This window comes from Novosphingobium soli, assembly GCF_042432915.1.
GTDB classification, from domain to species: Bacteria; Pseudomonadota; Alphaproteobacteria; order Sphingomonadales; family Sphingomonadaceae; genus Novosphingobium; species Novosphingobium soli.
This window is the reverse complement of sequence record NZ_JBHLWK010000015.1, coordinates 73405-87369: the sequence shown is the minus strand read 5'-3', so window position 1 is coordinate 87369 and position 13965 is coordinate 73405. Positions and strand designations below refer to the sequence as shown.

At 69.6% G+C, this 13965-nt stretch carries 13 protein-coding genes; 2 read left to right on the top strand and 11 right to left on the bottom strand.

What is annotated here, in order from left to right; all coding sequences use genetic code 11:
• Nucleotides 1-12: 12 nt before the first annotated feature.
• The 5 genes from ACFFJC_RS12655 to ACFFJC_RS12635 all read right to left on the bottom strand — a co-directional run bounded on the left by ACFFJC_RS12655 (nucleotide 13) and on the right by ACFFJC_RS12635 (nucleotide 6152).
• Nucleotides 13-345 carry a hypothetical protein gene (locus ACFFJC_RS12655; protein ID WP_379487842.1) on the bottom strand — a complete coding sequence of 111 codons (333 nt, stop codon included), beginning with the start codon at nucleotides 343-345 and terminating at the stop codon, nucleotides 13-15.
• Nucleotides 342-1514 (bottom strand): class I SAM-dependent methyltransferase, encoded by a 1173-nt coding sequence (locus tag ACFFJC_RS12650; RefSeq protein ID WP_379487841.1) that lies wholly within the window; start codon nucleotides 1512-1514, stop codon nucleotides 342-344. Before ACFFJC_RS12650 ends, ACFFJC_RS12655 begins: the two co-directional genes overlap by 4 nt.
• Before the next feature lie 26 nt (nucleotides 1515-1540).
• On the bottom strand, nucleotides 1541-3790 hold the full coding sequence (locus ACFFJC_RS12645; RefSeq protein ID WP_379487840.1) for a TonB-dependent receptor: 2250 nt from the start codon (nucleotides 3788-3790) through the stop codon (nucleotides 1541-1543).
• 181 nt (nucleotides 3791-3971) lie between these two features.
• Entirely contained in the window at nucleotides 3972-5333 is a 1362-nt protein-coding gene (locus ACFFJC_RS12640; RefSeq protein ID WP_379487839.1) for a RidA family protein, read from the bottom strand.
• Between the two features lie 60 nt (nucleotides 5334-5393).
• Nucleotides 5394-6152, bottom strand: a complete 759-nt coding sequence (locus tag ACFFJC_RS12635) for an SDR family NAD(P)-dependent oxidoreductase (protein ID WP_379487838.1) — start codon at nucleotides 6150-6152, stop codon at nucleotides 5394-5396.
• A gap of 134 nt (nucleotides 6153-6286) precedes the next feature.
• Here ACFFJC_RS12635 and ACFFJC_RS12630 point away from each other — a divergent pair, with 134 nt between their 5' ends.
• On the top strand, nucleotides 6287-7498 hold the full coding sequence (locus ACFFJC_RS12630; RefSeq protein ID WP_379487837.1) for an MFS transporter: 1212 nt from the start codon (nucleotides 6287-6289) through the stop codon (nucleotides 7496-7498).
• 140 nt (nucleotides 7499-7638) lie between these two features.
• Here ACFFJC_RS12630 and ACFFJC_RS12625 read toward each other — a convergent pair whose 3' ends face one another.
• The 6 genes from ACFFJC_RS12625 to ACFFJC_RS12600 form a co-directional block, all read right to left on the bottom strand.
• Nucleotides 7639-8121, bottom strand: coding sequence for a nuclear transport factor 2 family protein (locus ACFFJC_RS12625; protein WP_379487836.1), 483 nt, complete (start codon nucleotides 8119-8121; stop codon nucleotides 7639-7641).
• Nucleotides 8118-9047 (bottom strand): polysaccharide deacetylase family protein, encoded by a 930-nt coding sequence (locus ACFFJC_RS12620; protein ID WP_379487835.1) that lies wholly within the window; start codon nucleotides 9045-9047, stop codon nucleotides 8118-8120. Before ACFFJC_RS12620 ends, ACFFJC_RS12625 begins: the two co-directional genes overlap by 4 nt.
• Nucleotides 9044-9997: a polysaccharide deacetylase family protein gene (locus ACFFJC_RS12615; protein ID WP_379487834.1), complete on the bottom strand. Its 954-nt coding sequence runs from the start codon at nucleotides 9995-9997 to the stop codon at nucleotides 9044-9046. The genes ACFFJC_RS12620 and ACFFJC_RS12615 overlap by 4 nt, the downstream gene beginning before the upstream one ends.
• The gene (locus ACFFJC_RS12610; RefSeq protein ID WP_379487833.1) at nucleotides 9994-10692 is read right to left on the bottom strand and encodes an isochorismatase family protein; all 699 of its coding nucleotides are present in this window, start codon (nucleotides 10690-10692) and stop codon (nucleotides 9994-9996) included. The genes ACFFJC_RS12615 and ACFFJC_RS12610 overlap by 4 nt, the downstream gene beginning before the upstream one ends.
• Nucleotides 10689-11642: a hydroxymethylglutaryl-CoA lyase gene (locus ACFFJC_RS12605; protein WP_379487832.1), complete on the bottom strand. Its 954-nt coding sequence runs from the start codon at nucleotides 11640-11642 to the stop codon at nucleotides 10689-10691. Before ACFFJC_RS12605 ends, ACFFJC_RS12610 begins: the two co-directional genes overlap by 4 nt.
• Before the next feature lie 136 nt (nucleotides 11643-11778).
• Complete coding sequence (locus ACFFJC_RS12600; protein WP_379487831.1) at nucleotides 11779-12582, bottom strand: GntR family transcriptional regulator; 804 nt, start codon at nucleotides 12580-12582, stop codon at nucleotides 11779-11781.
• A gap of 211 nt (nucleotides 12583-12793) precedes the next feature.
• On the opposite strand from ACFFJC_RS12600, the gene ACFFJC_RS12595 reads away from it, so the two are divergent.
• The gene (locus ACFFJC_RS12595; protein WP_379487830.1) at nucleotides 12794-13963 is read left to right on the top strand and encodes a CaiB/BaiF CoA transferase family protein; all 1170 of its coding nucleotides are present in this window, start codon (nucleotides 12794-12796) and stop codon (nucleotides 13961-13963) included.
• Nucleotides 13964-13965: the final 2 nt, after the last annotated feature.

Sequence of the window (13965 nt, the reverse complement as noted above, 5' to 3'; positions counted from 1 at the left end):
GTCAGTACCTTGTCAGTTTGCCGCAGCTTGTGCGGATGCGGGCGCCTTGAGCCCCGCGCGTTCGAGAATCTCGGGCACCGAGCGGCGCACGGCCGCGACCGGCGCGCCGGCGATCAGCCGGGCGAAACGCTCACGCTCGAAGGTGAGGCGCTCGGCCAGCTCGCCCGAAGGCACGAACTCGTCGAGCTCCTCGCGCGTGACCGATCCCTTGGTCTCGAGCAAGTGCTCGGTGACGATCTGGCGATCGCGCATGATCCACACTTCGGAAACCAGCGCCATGAGCATGCGCGCGACGTCGGTCACGCTCTCGGGGCCGAGGTAGTCCTTGCCGGTCGCTTCCATCACGCTGCCTCCGCCTGGGTGGTCGCCTCGGGCTTCATCGCCCGCGTGATCCACGGGTACTGATCCCGCCCGATGGCGTAGGATTCCACGTTCACGAAGCCGGCTTCCTCCAGCATCGCGTCGAGGCTGTCGAGCAGCACGGCGGTGAAGAACGGCTCCTCGCGGTGCTCGGTGTCCCAGTCGAGGATGACGGCATGGAACATCGGCACGGCACGGAACGGCGGCGGGTCGGAGATGACGATGTCCGCGCCCGGCTTCATGATCCGGAACAGCTCCTTGAACATCTCGCGATTGGCCTTGGGCGGCAGCTCATGGTGCAGCGCGTAGGTGATGACGCCGTCGAAGCTCTCGTCCGCCTCGCCGGTGTCGTGGGCCGCGTCGGCAAGCTTGAGGTGAACCGGGAAGCCGAAGCGCGAGGCCATCTTCTGCCCGTTCCTCAGCAGCAGCGGCGAGAGGTCCGATCCGTGCAGCTCCGCCTCGGGGAACACCGAGTTAACCGCCTTCAGCGTCGACACCCCGCCGCAGCCCGGCTCGTAGATGCGCGCGTACGAGGCCTTGGGGAACTGCTTGATGGTGTTGACGCGCTGCTTGGTGATGTCGTCGCCCACACCCACCGCGGCATAGCCGCCATGGCTGAACACGTAGGGCCCGACACCGAAGGCGAACAGCGCCCCGTAGAGGTCGTAGCCGTCCCAGCCGCCGGGCTCGAGGTGCCACTCGACCCGGTCGTAGTACTTCGGCACCGAGACTTCGCCGGCCAGGTCGAGCGTGCCGAGCAGCTCGCCCTCGCCCTGCGCGGCGTTGAACGCCTCGAACTTCTCGCGGCGTTCCTCGATCGCGGGGATGCCGCGGTTGAAGTTCTCCTCGGCCACCCAGCGCTGAAAGAAGCGCTCGAGGCGGTAGACGTTGTCGCTCTCGCAGACCTTGCGAGCCTCGGCGATGCGCTCACGGGTGCCCGCACCCGGCTCGGCCGCCTCGTGCTCCGCGGCCAGCTCGCGCCCGCGCGGGCTGGCGTCGAAGTTCTCCGCGGCGATCGAGCGCAGCACGCCCGAGGAGTACTTCTGCACGGCGCCCAGGACCTGCATGCCCGCGCGTCCGCGTTGGGACAGGGCGAAGGTGGGCACGGTGCCCGCCTTCAGCGTCTTGTCGTCAAGATTGGTGAGGAATGTCATGGGAGTCTGCTCCTGTTCCTTCGCACTCAGAACCTGACCGAGAGATCGGCGCCGATGGTGCGGCGCTCGCCCGGGTAGATGCGGGTATAGCTCACGCCCGAGGTGGGGCCGAGGTCGGCGGTCGACGACACCACGGTCGCGCGCGAGATGTACTCGTCCTGCAGCAGGTTCTTCGCCCAGATCGCCAGTTCGTAGTTGCCGAACTTGAGGCCCGCGCGTGCGTTCAGCAGCGAGATCGAGCCCTGGTCCTGCAGGTTGAGGCCGGTCGAGTACTTGCCCGCCTGCCACGAGTAGTCGGTGCGCACGTAGCCGTCCAGCCCGTCGACGATGTCGGGCACGGTCCAGGCCGCACCCAGCGCGAACTGCTTGTCCGAGGTGCGGGCGATCTGGTTGCCGCCGACGTTGGACGTGCAGTTGCTGCTGGTGACGGTGGAGTTCACCAGCTCGCCGCAGATGTACGAGACCTCGCCATCCATCACGCCCGACTTGTACTTGGGATCGAGCAGCGCGCCGCCCGCGGTGAGCGACAGCGTGCGGGTGGGGTTGAAGGCGATCTGCGCCTCGATGCCCTTGACCTCGGCATCGCCGTTGTTGCCGACCACCGCGAGCGTCGAGAAGGGCAGCTGCTGCTGCGCGTTGATGTCCTTCCAGTCGACGTAGAACACGCCGGCGTTGGCCACCAGCGCACCGCCGAGCCAGGTGGTCTTCACGCCCGCCTCGTAGGTCCAGTTCGATTCGGAGCCATAAGTGAAGTAGTCGGTGTTGACGGCGTTGGCGTTGAAGCCGCCGGTCTTCACGCCGCGCGCCACGGTGGCGTAGACGAGCACTTCGTCCACCGGCTTCCAGTTCACCGAGAAGCGCGGGGTCAGGTACTTGAAGGTCTGGCGCCCGGTGGCGCCGGCCGCGGAGCCGCCGCCGATGAAGTCCTGGTCGTCGATGGTGTAGCGCAGCTCGGCCTGCACGTTGAACTGCGGCGTCAGCTCATAGCCCAGCATGCCGTAGAGCGCGTGACCCTTGGTCTTGAGCGTCCCGCCGCGGGTCGAGAACGCCGGCGGCGGCGTGGTGCCGGGTTCCACGCCGACGCGCTGGAAGTTGAGCTCGAGGATGTCGGACACCAGCGAGTCGTAGTAGTTCATGCCGAGCATCCACGACAGCCGCTCGCCCGGCTTGGAGCTGGCGCGCACGTCGTAGTTCCAGTCGGTGCTGCGGTCGGTCGCGGCGTTGGTGTAGAGCTGACGCGAGAGGCCGCCGAAGTTGGGCACGTTGACCGCATTCGGATCGCCGGTGGTGTCGACGAGCAGGCCGAACTCGGCCGTGGTGTAGCTGACCACCGCGGTGAGATCGAGCGCGTCGCCCGAGTAGTTGAGCTTGCCGTAGTAGACCTCGTTCGAGCCGGTCAGGCCGTAGCCGGTCTTGTCGTCGAGCTGGAAGTTGGTGGGGTAGGGCAGCTTGCCGCAGAAGTAGGTGTTCAGCTGCTGGCCGCGCACGACGGTGGTGGCGCCGCAGTTGTTGAGCGTCGTCGGCATCGAGTAGAGCGCCGGGTGGTCGTTCGCGGTCTCCGAGCGCACGCCGAACAGGTCGAGGGTCAGCGTGTCGGTGATCTCCGCGGTCAGCGCACCGCCGGCACTCCAGCGGTCCTTCCAGCCGTCGAGGTACTTGCCGCTGAGGTCGTTCTTGATCGTGCCGTCGAACTCGGAATAGCCGCCGAACACGCGCAGCGCCACGCCCTTCATCAGCGGGATGTTGATCGAGCCCTTCGCCTCGTGGCGATCGAAGGTGCCGAGGGTGAAGGTGGCGCGGCCGGAGAACTCGTCAGGCTTGGGCGCGGCGGTGATGTAATTGATGGCGCCCGCGAAGGTGTTGCGGCCGTAGAGCGCGCTCTGCGGACCCTTGACCACCTCGATGCGCTCGAGGTCGTACTGGTCGAACGCCAGCGCCGAACGGTTGTTCAGGTACACGCCGTCGATGAAGATGCCGACGTTGCCCTGCGGCCCGGTCTGGTCGATCTGCGCGACGCCGCGCAGCACCGGCGCCGCGTAGGCGCCGTTCACGTCCTGGAACGCCAGGCCCGGGGTCTGGGCGGCCAGGTCGGACAGCGAGGCGATGCCCTTGGCGCGCATCTCTTCGCCCGAGTAGGCGGTGATCGACAGCGGCACGTCCTGCAGGCGCTCCTCGCGCTTGCGGCTCGTCACGACGATGACGTTGCCCTCCTCGGCTTCGGCGGCCGGACCGGCCGGCTGCGCGAAGGCAGGCGTGGCGCCGATCGCGGCAGCCATGGCGCCGCAGAGAAGGACGGTGCGAAGGGCCTGGGCCCGAGATGCGAACTGGAACTTCATGCAAACCCCCATCTGGCTTCTGTTCACGGCGCCCGACCCGGGCACCTCCCTGGATTTTACGTCGTCTTCTGGGGTCCCGCGCCGTGCCCTGGGACGTGGCACGGGACCGGTACTTGGGTTGTCAGTCCGGTACGTAGGCAATCAGATCGAGGAGCGCGTTGGCTCCCGGCACGACGAGCGGGCCGCCGATCTTCATGGTGGTGGAAGCGGGCTTCACCTTCGGGAACCAGCTTGCCCATTCCTCGATGGAATCGGCGAAGTGGGTACCCTCGTCGTGGAAGCAGGCGCGGCGCACGACGTTCTCGACGCTGGTGCCGCCCGCCTCGCAGATGGCCGCCACGTTCTTGAGCATGTAGCGCATCTGGTTCTTGCCCGGCAGGCCGTACCACGGGAAGTTCTCGTGGCGCAGCATGCCCTCGGCCAGCACGCCGCGGGAATCGCAGGCCATCTGCTGCGACAGGAACAGGAAGTTGCCGACCTTGACCGCCTGCGGCTCGTGGCTGAACGGCTCGGGCGCGTCGGAGGTCTCGATCCGCTCGATCTTCAGCGTGGCGTTGTCGGCCAGCAGCGTCAGCGCGATCTCGATGCGGCTGCCGCGCGTGCCCAGGCCCATGTAGGGAATGACGCAGCGCGCGGGCGGGCTGTCCTTGAACCAGCGCTTCCAGGCACGGTCCATGCCGGCGTAGTCGGACGGGTCGCCGATGTAGACGTCGGCCTTCACCACGTTCTTCAGCGAGCCGCCGGCGGCCTCGGCGATGCGCTCCAGCTTGGAGAGCGTGTAGTCGGTCTGCGCCTCGATGTCGGAGCCGTACCAGACGTGCGGGTTGGTGCGCGCCTCGCGGGCGAGCGCGCCGGGCGCGCCCATGCTGCGGTGCTCGCCGTAGTCGCCCTGCCAGTCGGTCGGGACTTCACCCGCAAGGAAGATCCAGTCGCCGCGGCGCAGCGCCGGGGAGTAGCCGGCGAGCGGCGCCGGAACGCCCTCGGGCGCCGCGAAGCCCTGCGGCTCGGAGCCGTCGACGATTGCGATCACGTCGATCTCGATGCGCGCGTCGCGCACCGGCAGCCCGCGGATGCTCACCGCGGTCGAGGCGGGGCGGGGTTCGAAGATGTAGTCGTTGCGCACGTCGAGATAGGGCGTGATCCGCAGGCCCTCGGGATAGCAGTCCCCCTTGGCGAAATCGGCCATCGACGGGGTTTCCCAGGGCAGCCACTGCCAGATCCGCGCCACGTCCTTCGACAGGTCGGCACCGCCAGCCGCCAGCGTGCGCTTGAGCGTCTCCATGACGAAGCGCGACTGCAGGGCCTGGTCGGATTCCAGGTTGGGGTTCACCGGCCGCGCCTCGGCCGCGATACCGGTCTTGAAGTCGCTGGCGAGCTGGCCCGAGACGAAGATCCAGTCCGCCGCCTTCACCGCCGGGGAATAGGGCATCAGGGGCTGGGGAATGTCCGGCCAGATCGCCTGCGGGGCCTTGGGATCGCTCATGGTCGTCTTCGTTCCTTGGTTGTTGCTGCGTCAGGTCCGGTCCGGCTCAGGTCCGGTCCCTCAGGCCAGGCCTCCGTCGATGACCAGGGTGCGCCCGGTGATCCACGACGCCTCTGGCGAGGCGAGGAATGCGACCGCGCCGGCGACGTCCATCGGCTCGCCGATCCGGCCCAGCGGGGTCTGGCCGCAGATCGCCGCCAGGGTGGCATCGTCGATCCAGGCCGTCATCGCGGTGCGGGTGGCACCCGGCGCCACCGCGTTGACGCGGATGCCGCGGCCGCCCAGCTCGCGCGCGAAACCCTGGGTCAGGCAGGCCACTGCCGCCTTAGCGGCGCAGTAGAGCGTCATCCCCGGCAGCGGCGTGTACGCCAGGTTGGAGCTCAGGTTGACCACCGCCGCGCCCGCCGCCATGTGCGGCAGGCAGGCCTGGGTGACCAGCACCACCGACTTCACGTTCACCGCCAGTTCGCGGTCGATCATGTCCGCGTCCATGCCGCCCACGGGCGCCGAGGTGGAGATGCCGGCATTGTTGACGAGGACCCGGATGGCGCCGAAGCGATCCACCACCTGCGCGACCATGGCGTCCACCGCAGCGGCGTCGGTGACGTCGGCCTGGACGGCCAGAGCCTCCCCGCCGTCGTCACGGATCTCCGCGGCGAGCGCCTGGGCGGCCTTGAGGTTGCCATTGGCATGGACCGCCACGCTCAGTCCCTTGCCAGCCAGCGAGCGAGCGATGGCGCTGCCGATGCCGCCGGACGCGCCGGTGACCAGGGCGGCGCCTGCGGGAGAGCCGGTCGAGGATGGGGTCTGAGATGCCATGGAAGTCCCCGCTCATTTGATCTTTTGATATAGCTATAATACATAACCGGGAGCGTCCAGATCGCAATTCTCCGACAGCTGACCAGCACCGCCGCAGCTACGCTCCCCCGTCGTCCAGATTTGAAGGCAAACCCTTGAAAAAGTTCGATCCAACAGGTTCCCGGACGCAACCGCAGACTGTTCGCACTGCGAACAACGGGTCGCTTTCGACCCTCATCATCGCTTTCGCCTGCGGCCTCCTGGCGGCGAATCTGTACTACGCCCAGCCTCTGGTTTCCGCCATCGGCGCGGACCTGCGGGTGGCCGACGCGACGCTGGGCCTGATCGTCACGGTGACCCAGATCGGCTACTGCCTGGGCCTCCTCTTCATCGTCCCGCTGGCCGACCGCCTGGAGAACCGTGCGCTGGTCTGCGCCATGGTGGCGACCGCGGCCGCGGCGATGGCCTGTGCCGGCCTTTCCCACAGCGCGGGCGGCTTCATGGCCGCGGTGGCCGTCGCGGGCGTGGCCTCGGTCGGCGCGCAGGTGCTCGTCCCGCTGGCCGCGCACCTCGCGCCCGAGGGCCGGCAGGGCCGCGTGATCGGCACCGTGATGGCCGGGCTGCTGACCGGCATCATGCTGGCGCGGCCTGCAGCGAGCGCGCTCGCGGCGGTGGGCGACTGGCGCCTGGCGTTCCTCCTCCCGGCGGGGTTGCTGGCGCTTCTGGCGGTCCTGCTCTGGTTCATGCTCCCGCAGCACCGCGGCACGCACGCGAGCGGGTACGCCGGCATCCTGCGCTCGATGGCGGCGCTCGTCCGGGAGGAGCCGCTGCTGCGCCGCCGGGCCTTCTACCAGGCCTGCCTGTTCTGCGCGTTCAACCTGTTCTGGACCGCCGCGCCGCTGATGCTGGAGCGGCGTTTCGGGATGGGGCACGAGCAGATCGCGCTGTTCGCCCTGGCCGGTGCGGGCGGCGCCCTGGCCGCGCCTCTCGCCGGCCGGATGGCGGACCGCGGGCTCACCCGCCTGGGCTCGGCGCTCGCCATGGTGACGCTCGCGGCCAGCTTCGCGCTGACGGTGCCGGCGCTGTGGACCGGCTCGGTGCTGCTGCTGGCCATCTTGGCGATCACGCTGGATGCGGGCACGCAGGGCAACCAGGTCCTGAGCCAGAACGTGGTCTACGCGCTGCGGCCGGGGGCGCGGGGGAGGATCAATGCGATCTACATGTCGCTGATGTTCGTGGGCGGGGCGCTGGGATCGGCGCTGGCGCCGCTGCTGTTCGTGCGGGGCGGGTGGAGCGCCTGCGCGGTGGCGGGAGCGGGGCTGGGCGTGGCGGCCTTGCTGGCGTTCGCGACCGAGCGGCGGCGCTGACGCCGGCAGACGGAGGCCGCCCGCGCCGGGGCACGGACGGCCTCAGGTTCAGGTCGGCGTGTTCCGGCCGGCCCGGTGAGGAACTTTAGCGCGCACTTAGCGCCGCATTAGCGCGCCATCAGCGCGCCATCAGCGCGCCATCAGCGCAGGGGCCGGGCGCGGGCCATGCCGCCCAGCACCTTCCAGGTGCCGTCCTGCCGCACCCAGGTATGCGTCACCTCGAAGTGCTCGTCGGCCGGGGTGCCGTCGGCGCGCATGGTGCGATGGGTCTTGTAGTAGACCACCGCCGTATCGCCGTTGAGCGCCATGTCGAGGAACGTCATCTCCAGCCGTTCCTGCGTTTTCCCGGCCATCTGCGCCCCGGTCGCCTGCAGCCCCTCGTTGCCCTTGGGCACCTCGTTGAAGGGCGGCCAGGCGAGATAGTCGCGCGCGGTGTTGCCGAGGTAGAGCGAGAGGTCGCCCCGCCCGCGCCCTTCGTAGATCGCCAGCTCCTTGGTCCAGATCTCCGCGCGGGCGGCGTCCCACAGGGGGTCTTCGCCGGGGGTCCGGGCCTGGAGCGCGCCGGGAAGCGACAGGGTGGCCAGGGAGGCGAGGGCCGCGGCCCATCCGAGCACGGCCTTCACGCGGCCTCTCCGGGCAGCGCCGCGGCCAGCTCGCCGGCGGTCGCGAACACGGTGCCGGGCTGGCCCGCGAGCCACTCCAGCAGCCCCTCGAACGCGCCCATGCGGAAGGGCAGGCCCATCACGTAGGGGGTGAGGTGCAGGGGCAGCACGCGCGGCGCGCCCCCGCGCTCGACCTCGCCGGAGAGCCAGGCGAAGGCGTCCTTCATCTGCTCGACGTAGCTTTCGGCCGAATGCTGCTGCACGACGATGACCTGCCGGTCCGACAGCTCGTGGTTGTAGGGCACCGAGACCAGCGGCCCCGCGCGCGTCGCCTGCACGTAGGGCAGGTCGTCGTTGACCCAGTCGAGGCAGTAGCCGAAGCCCTCCTCCACCAGCAGGCGCGGGGTGTTCCAGCTCTGCTGGCGCGCCAGCGACATCCAGCCCTTGGGCGCGGTGCCCATCGCGGCCGCCAGCGTGTCGCGCGCGGCGACGATCATCGCCCGCTCCGCGTCCTCGGGCACCGTGCTGTCGACGGTCGAGTCCATGTCGATCCCGTGCGCCACGATCTCGTGCCCAGCCGCGAGGATGTCGGCGACGATCGAGGGATAGCGCTCGGCGATGGCGGCGTTGACCGCCACCGTGGCCTTTGCCCCCACTTTGGCGAAGGCGTCGAGCAGGCGGTAGAAGCCCACCCGCGTCCCGTATTCGCGCGCGGTGTAGTGGCGGAAGTCGGGATAGGCGGTCTGCATGTGGCCGGGCGCGCGGAACGGCGCCGGGCCCGGCACGATGGGGAACCACTCGAGGCTGACGAGCGGGGCCACGGCCATGCGCGCCCCGCCGGGCAGCGCCAGCGGCGGCCGCTCGGCGATGTTCGACCAGGGGTAGAGGTCATGGTCCATGCCCCGGCGGCGCATGGGGTATTCGAGGTAGCTGGGATCGAGTGTCATGCCCGGACCTCCCCGGCGTAGCGCGCGCAGTCCGCCTCGGCCGCCGCGTAGCCGCCGCTGGCCAGGAAGTGGTCGGCGATGTCGCCGCTGCGGGTGATCCAGGCGCGGCCGTCGGCGGCGATGTGGCGCAGCACCTCCTCGAACGGGCCGATGCGGTGCGGCTGGCCGATCAGGTAGGCGTGAAGCGGGATGCACATCACGGTGCCGCCCTCGTCCGCGAGCCGGTCGTACTGGCGGATCAGGGTGTCGGCGTACTCGCGCGGGCTCATGTTGTAGACGAAGAAGCCGTAGTGGTCGTTGACCTCCAGGCTGTAGGGCATCGAGATCAGCCGGCCGCTCTTCACGTTCACCGGGTTGGGCCGGTCGTCGTGGTAGAGGTCGCAGGTATAGGTCAGCCCGTACTCGGCGATCAGGTCCAGCGTGCGCGGGGTATGCGTCAGCGCCGGAGCCAGCCAGCCCTTGATCGTCTGCCCGGTGGCCTCGCGCACGGTGCGGATCGAATCCTCGATGATCGCGCGCTCCTGCGCCTCGTCCATGCCGTAGGAATAGCGGGTGTTGTAGATGCCGTGGCTGAAGAACTCCCAGCCCCGGGCGTCGGCGTCGGCGACGATCTCGGGCATGTGCTGGCACATCGCGACCGAGAGGCTGACCGAGCCGGGGAAGCCGTGCTTGCTCATCACCTCGGCCATGCGCCAGTGAGCGACGCGGTTGCCGTAGTCGCGGTGGCCGTAGCCGACGACGTCGGGGTGGACGCGCGGCCACGAGCTGCGGTGCGGGTTCCTGGGCGGGTCGATCTCGTAGAACTCGAGGTTCGGAGAGACCCAGACGGCCACTTTCTTGCCGTCCGGCCACGCGATCTCCGGGCGGTCGCGCCAGGGACGAAAGCCGTAGAGGCCGGGGTCGCGCTCGCCCTCGCGCATGCCCGCGGCCGGGACCGGGCCGCCGGTCACGCGCGCGCTCCGAACCAGTCCACCACCTCCTGCACCGGCACGACGTCGGCGTACTTGAGCTGCAGGTCGGTGAGGTTGGCGAAGTGGTAGGACTCGTGCTTGTCGGCGCAGGTCTCGATCGGCACGATGGTGCGATAGCCGCGGCTCAGGCTGTCGACCGCGGTGGCCCGGATGCAGCCCGAGGTGGAGCCGCCGGTGACGACCACGGTATCGACCTTGTGCCACACCAGCAGGCTCTGCAGCGGCGTCTCGAAGAAGGCCGAGGGCATCCGCTTGGTGTAGATCGCGTCCACGCTCCGGTCGATCGCGCAGCGCGCGTCGAAGGCGTGGCGGTCGCTGTCGAACTTGATGTTCTGGAGCGAGTCCGGCGTATCGGTGCGCGTGCCCCAGACGCCCGCGTCGGCGGCGCTGTCCATGTAAGCGACGTGGGTCCAGATCACCGGCATCCCCGCCTCGCGCGCCAGGCGCGAAATGGTGTTGGTGTGCTCGATCTGGCGCGGGTCGGTCTCGTAGGCCGTCTTGTAGCGGTCGATGCGGGTATAGGCGTTCTGGAAGTCGACGTTCACGATCGCCAGCTTCTCGCCGAAACCGAACTTCGCGCGCCCCGGGTTCGCCATCACCGCCTCGAAGATCTGGCGGGCGGTCTTGTCCTCGCGCACCATGCGCGTTCCGACGAGAGTTTCAGCGGTGCTCATGCGAAAGTCCTCACGGTTTCGGGAGAGGGTGCGGCCGGAGCCCAGCCCTTCGGCAGGCCGGCGTCGGGGATGAAGCCGTAGAGCGGCTCGCCGGGCAGCGCCTCGGCCACGATGCGGCGCGAATCCTGCAGGCGCGCGATGTCGATGCCGGTGCGGCAGCCCATCGCCTCCAGCATGAAGACGAGGTCCTCGGTGACGATGTTGCCGCTGGCACCCGGCGCGAAGGGGCAGCCGCCGAGGCCGCCGATGGAGGCATCGAAGGTGGTGATCCCCGCTTCCAGCCCGGCCAGCACGTTGGCAAGGCCGAGCCCGCGCGTGTTGTGCAGGTGCAGGCCGGTCACCGCCGCCTCTCCGACCTCGCCGCGCACCATCCGGACGAGGCGCGTGACCTCGCCGGGCGTGGCGTAGCCGGTGGTGTCCGAGAGGCCGACCTCGTCGCAGCCCGCCGCCATCAGCTCGGAGGCGAGGCGCAGCACGGTGGCGTCGGGGATCGCGCCTTCCAGGGTGCAGCCGAACACGGTCGAAAGGCTGCCCTCGAAGTGCGGGCGCTCGGCTTGCGGCAGCGCGGCCAGCAGCGCGGTGATGGCGTGTACTTCCTCCAGCACCTGCGCGTGGGTCTTGCGCAGGTTCGCCAGGCTGTGCGTCTCGGAGACGGAGAGCGGCAGCGTCAGCTTGTGGGCGCCCGCGGCGATGGCGTCGGCGGCGCCGCGGCGGTTGGGCACCAGCACGGCGACGGTGAGCCCCTCGTGCCCGCGCGCGTGGGCGACGATCTCGGCCGTGTCGGCCAGCTGCGGGATCAGCTTGGCCGGGACGAAGCTGCCGACCTCGATCTCCCGCACCCCGGCCGCGACGAGGGCGTCGATCCACGCCTTCTTGGCCGCTGTCGGCATGGTCCGCTTGACGTTCTGCAGCCCGTCGCGCGGCCCCACTTCGCTAACCAGGATGTCCATTGTTTTCGTGACCCTCGGGAACTCGTCCGGATATTTGTCCTAGACGTATACCAATTAGCCCGGGACGCAAGAGTTCGCGGGCGGTCGGTGACCGCCAGGCGAACAGGGTCACCCCCTCACCCGCCCTCACCCGCCCTCACCCGTAAGTGGGCGAGAACTGTCCCTGCTCGTGCATGTCGAGCGTGATGCGATAGCGGTCGGCGCGGTAATAGGCATTGGTGACCAGCACCGTGTCGCCGCCCGCATCCTCGACCAGCCGCTCGACGTGGAGCACCGCCGCGCGCGGCTCGCACTGGAGCTGCTCGGCCATGTCGGGATCGGCCACCATGGCCTCGATCGTCTGCACCGCACCGCCGATCTTCACCCCCGCCTCGCGCAGGAGCGAGAGGATCGGCTGGTCGGTCAGCCGTTCGGGCGTGACCGAGACGCCCAGCCCGGCGCGCATGTGGCTGACGATCAGGCCCAGCGGCCCGCTGCGCCCCGAGCGCAGGCGCACCGCGCGGATCGCCGGCTCGCCCTCGACCAGCCCGAGCTTCTGCGCGATCGGGCCGACCGCGGGCTCGGTGGTCACTTCCAGCACCTTGACCGCGGTGTTCTGGCCGAAGGCGATCAGCGATTCCACCGCCTGGTCGATGTTGGCCTCGATCGGCTTGGCGCTCGACCGGAAGATCACGTGGGTGCCCAGCCGGCGGCGCCGCTCGACGAAGCCGCCCATCGCCAGTTCGTCCAGCGCCCGCCGCGCGGTGATGCGCGAGACGTGGTAGTTCTCCGCCAGCTCCATCTCGGTGGGCACCGGGGTGCCGAAGGGACGGTCGCCCCGCGTGATCTCGTCGCGCAGCGTCAGGTAGATCTGGTGGTAGAGCGGAATCGCCGCATCCCGGGCGAGCTGCCCCTGCGCCGCACGACGCGCGCCGGATGCCGCCCCTCTGACCATCATCATGCCCGGATTCCCATGTTGAGCGCCCTCCTACTCCCTCGCGGTGGGCTTCGCCAATAGCGCAGCGCCACTGTTCACCATGCGAGCACTCCGGCGATGGGCTGCGGTGCGGCGCGGCGCACCCTTGCTACCACAGCGTCAATTGTATTACTAATATAGCAATTTCGCCGGGTCGACCAATCGCAGCCGCCCCGGGGCGCAAGGGGGCAAGATCTTGAGTACAGCGCAGCAGACCGCGGACAACGGACCGGCACCGCTCCAGGGAATCACCGTCGTGGAATTCACCCACATGGTGATGGGTCCCTCGGTCGGCGTGATCCTCGCGGACCTCGGGGCCGACGTCATCAAGGTCGAGCCGCCCGAGGGCGACCGCACGCGCACGCTGCTCGGCTCGGGCTCCGGCTATTTCCCGATGTTCAACCGCAACAAGCGCAGCATCTGCCTCGACCTCAAGGAGCCCGAGGACGTCGCGGTGGCGGAGCGCCTCTGCGCCGAGGCCGACGTGGTGATCGAGAACTTCCGGCCCGGCACCCTCGCGCGGCTCGGGCTAGGCTACGAGAAGCTGTCCGAGGCCAATCCCGGCCTGATCTACTGCTCCGCCAAGGGCTTCCTCAAGGGCCCCTACGAGGACCGCACCGCGCTGGACGAAGTGACGCAGATGATGGGCGGGCTCGCCTACATGACCGGCCCTCCGGGTCGCCCGCTGCGCGCCGGCTCCTCGGTGATCGACATCACCGGCGGCATGTTCGGCGTGATCGGCATCCTCGCCGCGCTCGAGCAGCGCCACCGCACCGGCCGCGGTGCCGAGATCAAGTGCAGCCTCTACGAGACCACCGCCTTCCTCGTCGGCCAGCACATCGCGCAGATGGCGGTCACCGGCGCGGCGGCGCGGCCGATGCCGGTGCGCATCTCCGCCTGGGCGATCTACGACGTGTTCGAGACCGCGCGCGAGGGCGAGCAGCTGTTCGTCGGCGTCGTCAGCGACGGGCAGTGGAAGACCTTCTGCGCCGACTTCGGGCTCGACGACCTCGCGGCGCGAAGCGAGTGGGAGACCAACAACGAGCGCGTGAAGGCGCGCGATGCGATCATCCCGCGCGTCTCGGCGCTGTTCCGCTCGATGAACCGCGAGGACCTCGTCGCGCGGCTGGAGAAGAGCGGCCTGCCCTTCGCGCCGATCGTCCGCCCCGAGGAGCTGGTCGACGACGCCCACCTCAACGCCGGCGGCGGCCTGCTCGACGTGACGCTGTCCGACGGCACCGTCGCGCGCCTGCCGGCGCTGCCGCTCGAGATCGACGGCCGCCGCCCCGGCCTGTTCCGCGACCTGCCGCGCCCCGACGAGCACGGCGCCGAGCTGCGCGAGCGCCTCGCCGCGACGGGGGACTGACC

What these genes read in the sequence shown, in the direction of transcription:
- ACFFJC_RS12650 (WP_379487841.1), bottom strand. Translation starts at nt 1,514, where the DNA reads ATGACATTCCTCACCAATCTTGACGACAAGACGCTGAAGGCGGGCACC.
- ACFFJC_RS12645 (WP_379487840.1), bottom strand. Translation starts at nt 3,790, where the DNA reads ATGGCTGCCGCGATCGGCGCCACGCCTGCCTTCGCGCAGCCGGCCGGT.
- ACFFJC_RS12640 (WP_379487839.1), bottom strand. Translation starts at nt 5,333, where the DNA reads ATGAGCGATCCCAAGGCCCCGCAGGCGATCTGGCCGGACATTCCCCAG.
- ACFFJC_RS12635 (WP_379487838.1), bottom strand. Translation starts at nt 6,152, where the DNA reads ATGGCATCTCAGACCCCATCCTCGACCGGCTCTCCCGCAGGCGCCGCC.
- ACFFJC_RS12620 (WP_379487835.1), bottom strand. Translation starts at nt 9,047, where the DNA reads ATGACACTCGATCCCAGCTACCTCGAATACCCCATGCGCCGCCGGGGC.
- ACFFJC_RS12610 (WP_379487833.1), bottom strand. Translation starts at nt 10,692, where the DNA reads ATGAGCACCGCTGAAACTCTCGTCGGAACGCGCATGGTGCGCGAGGAC.
- ACFFJC_RS12605 (WP_379487832.1), bottom strand. Translation starts at nt 11,642, where the DNA reads ATGGACATCCTGGTTAGCGAAGTGGGGCCGCGCGACGGGCTGCAGAAC.
- ACFFJC_RS12600 (WP_379487831.1), bottom strand. Translation starts at nt 12,582, where the DNA reads ATGATGATGGTCAGAGGGGCGGCATCCGGCGCGCGTCGTGCGGCGCAG.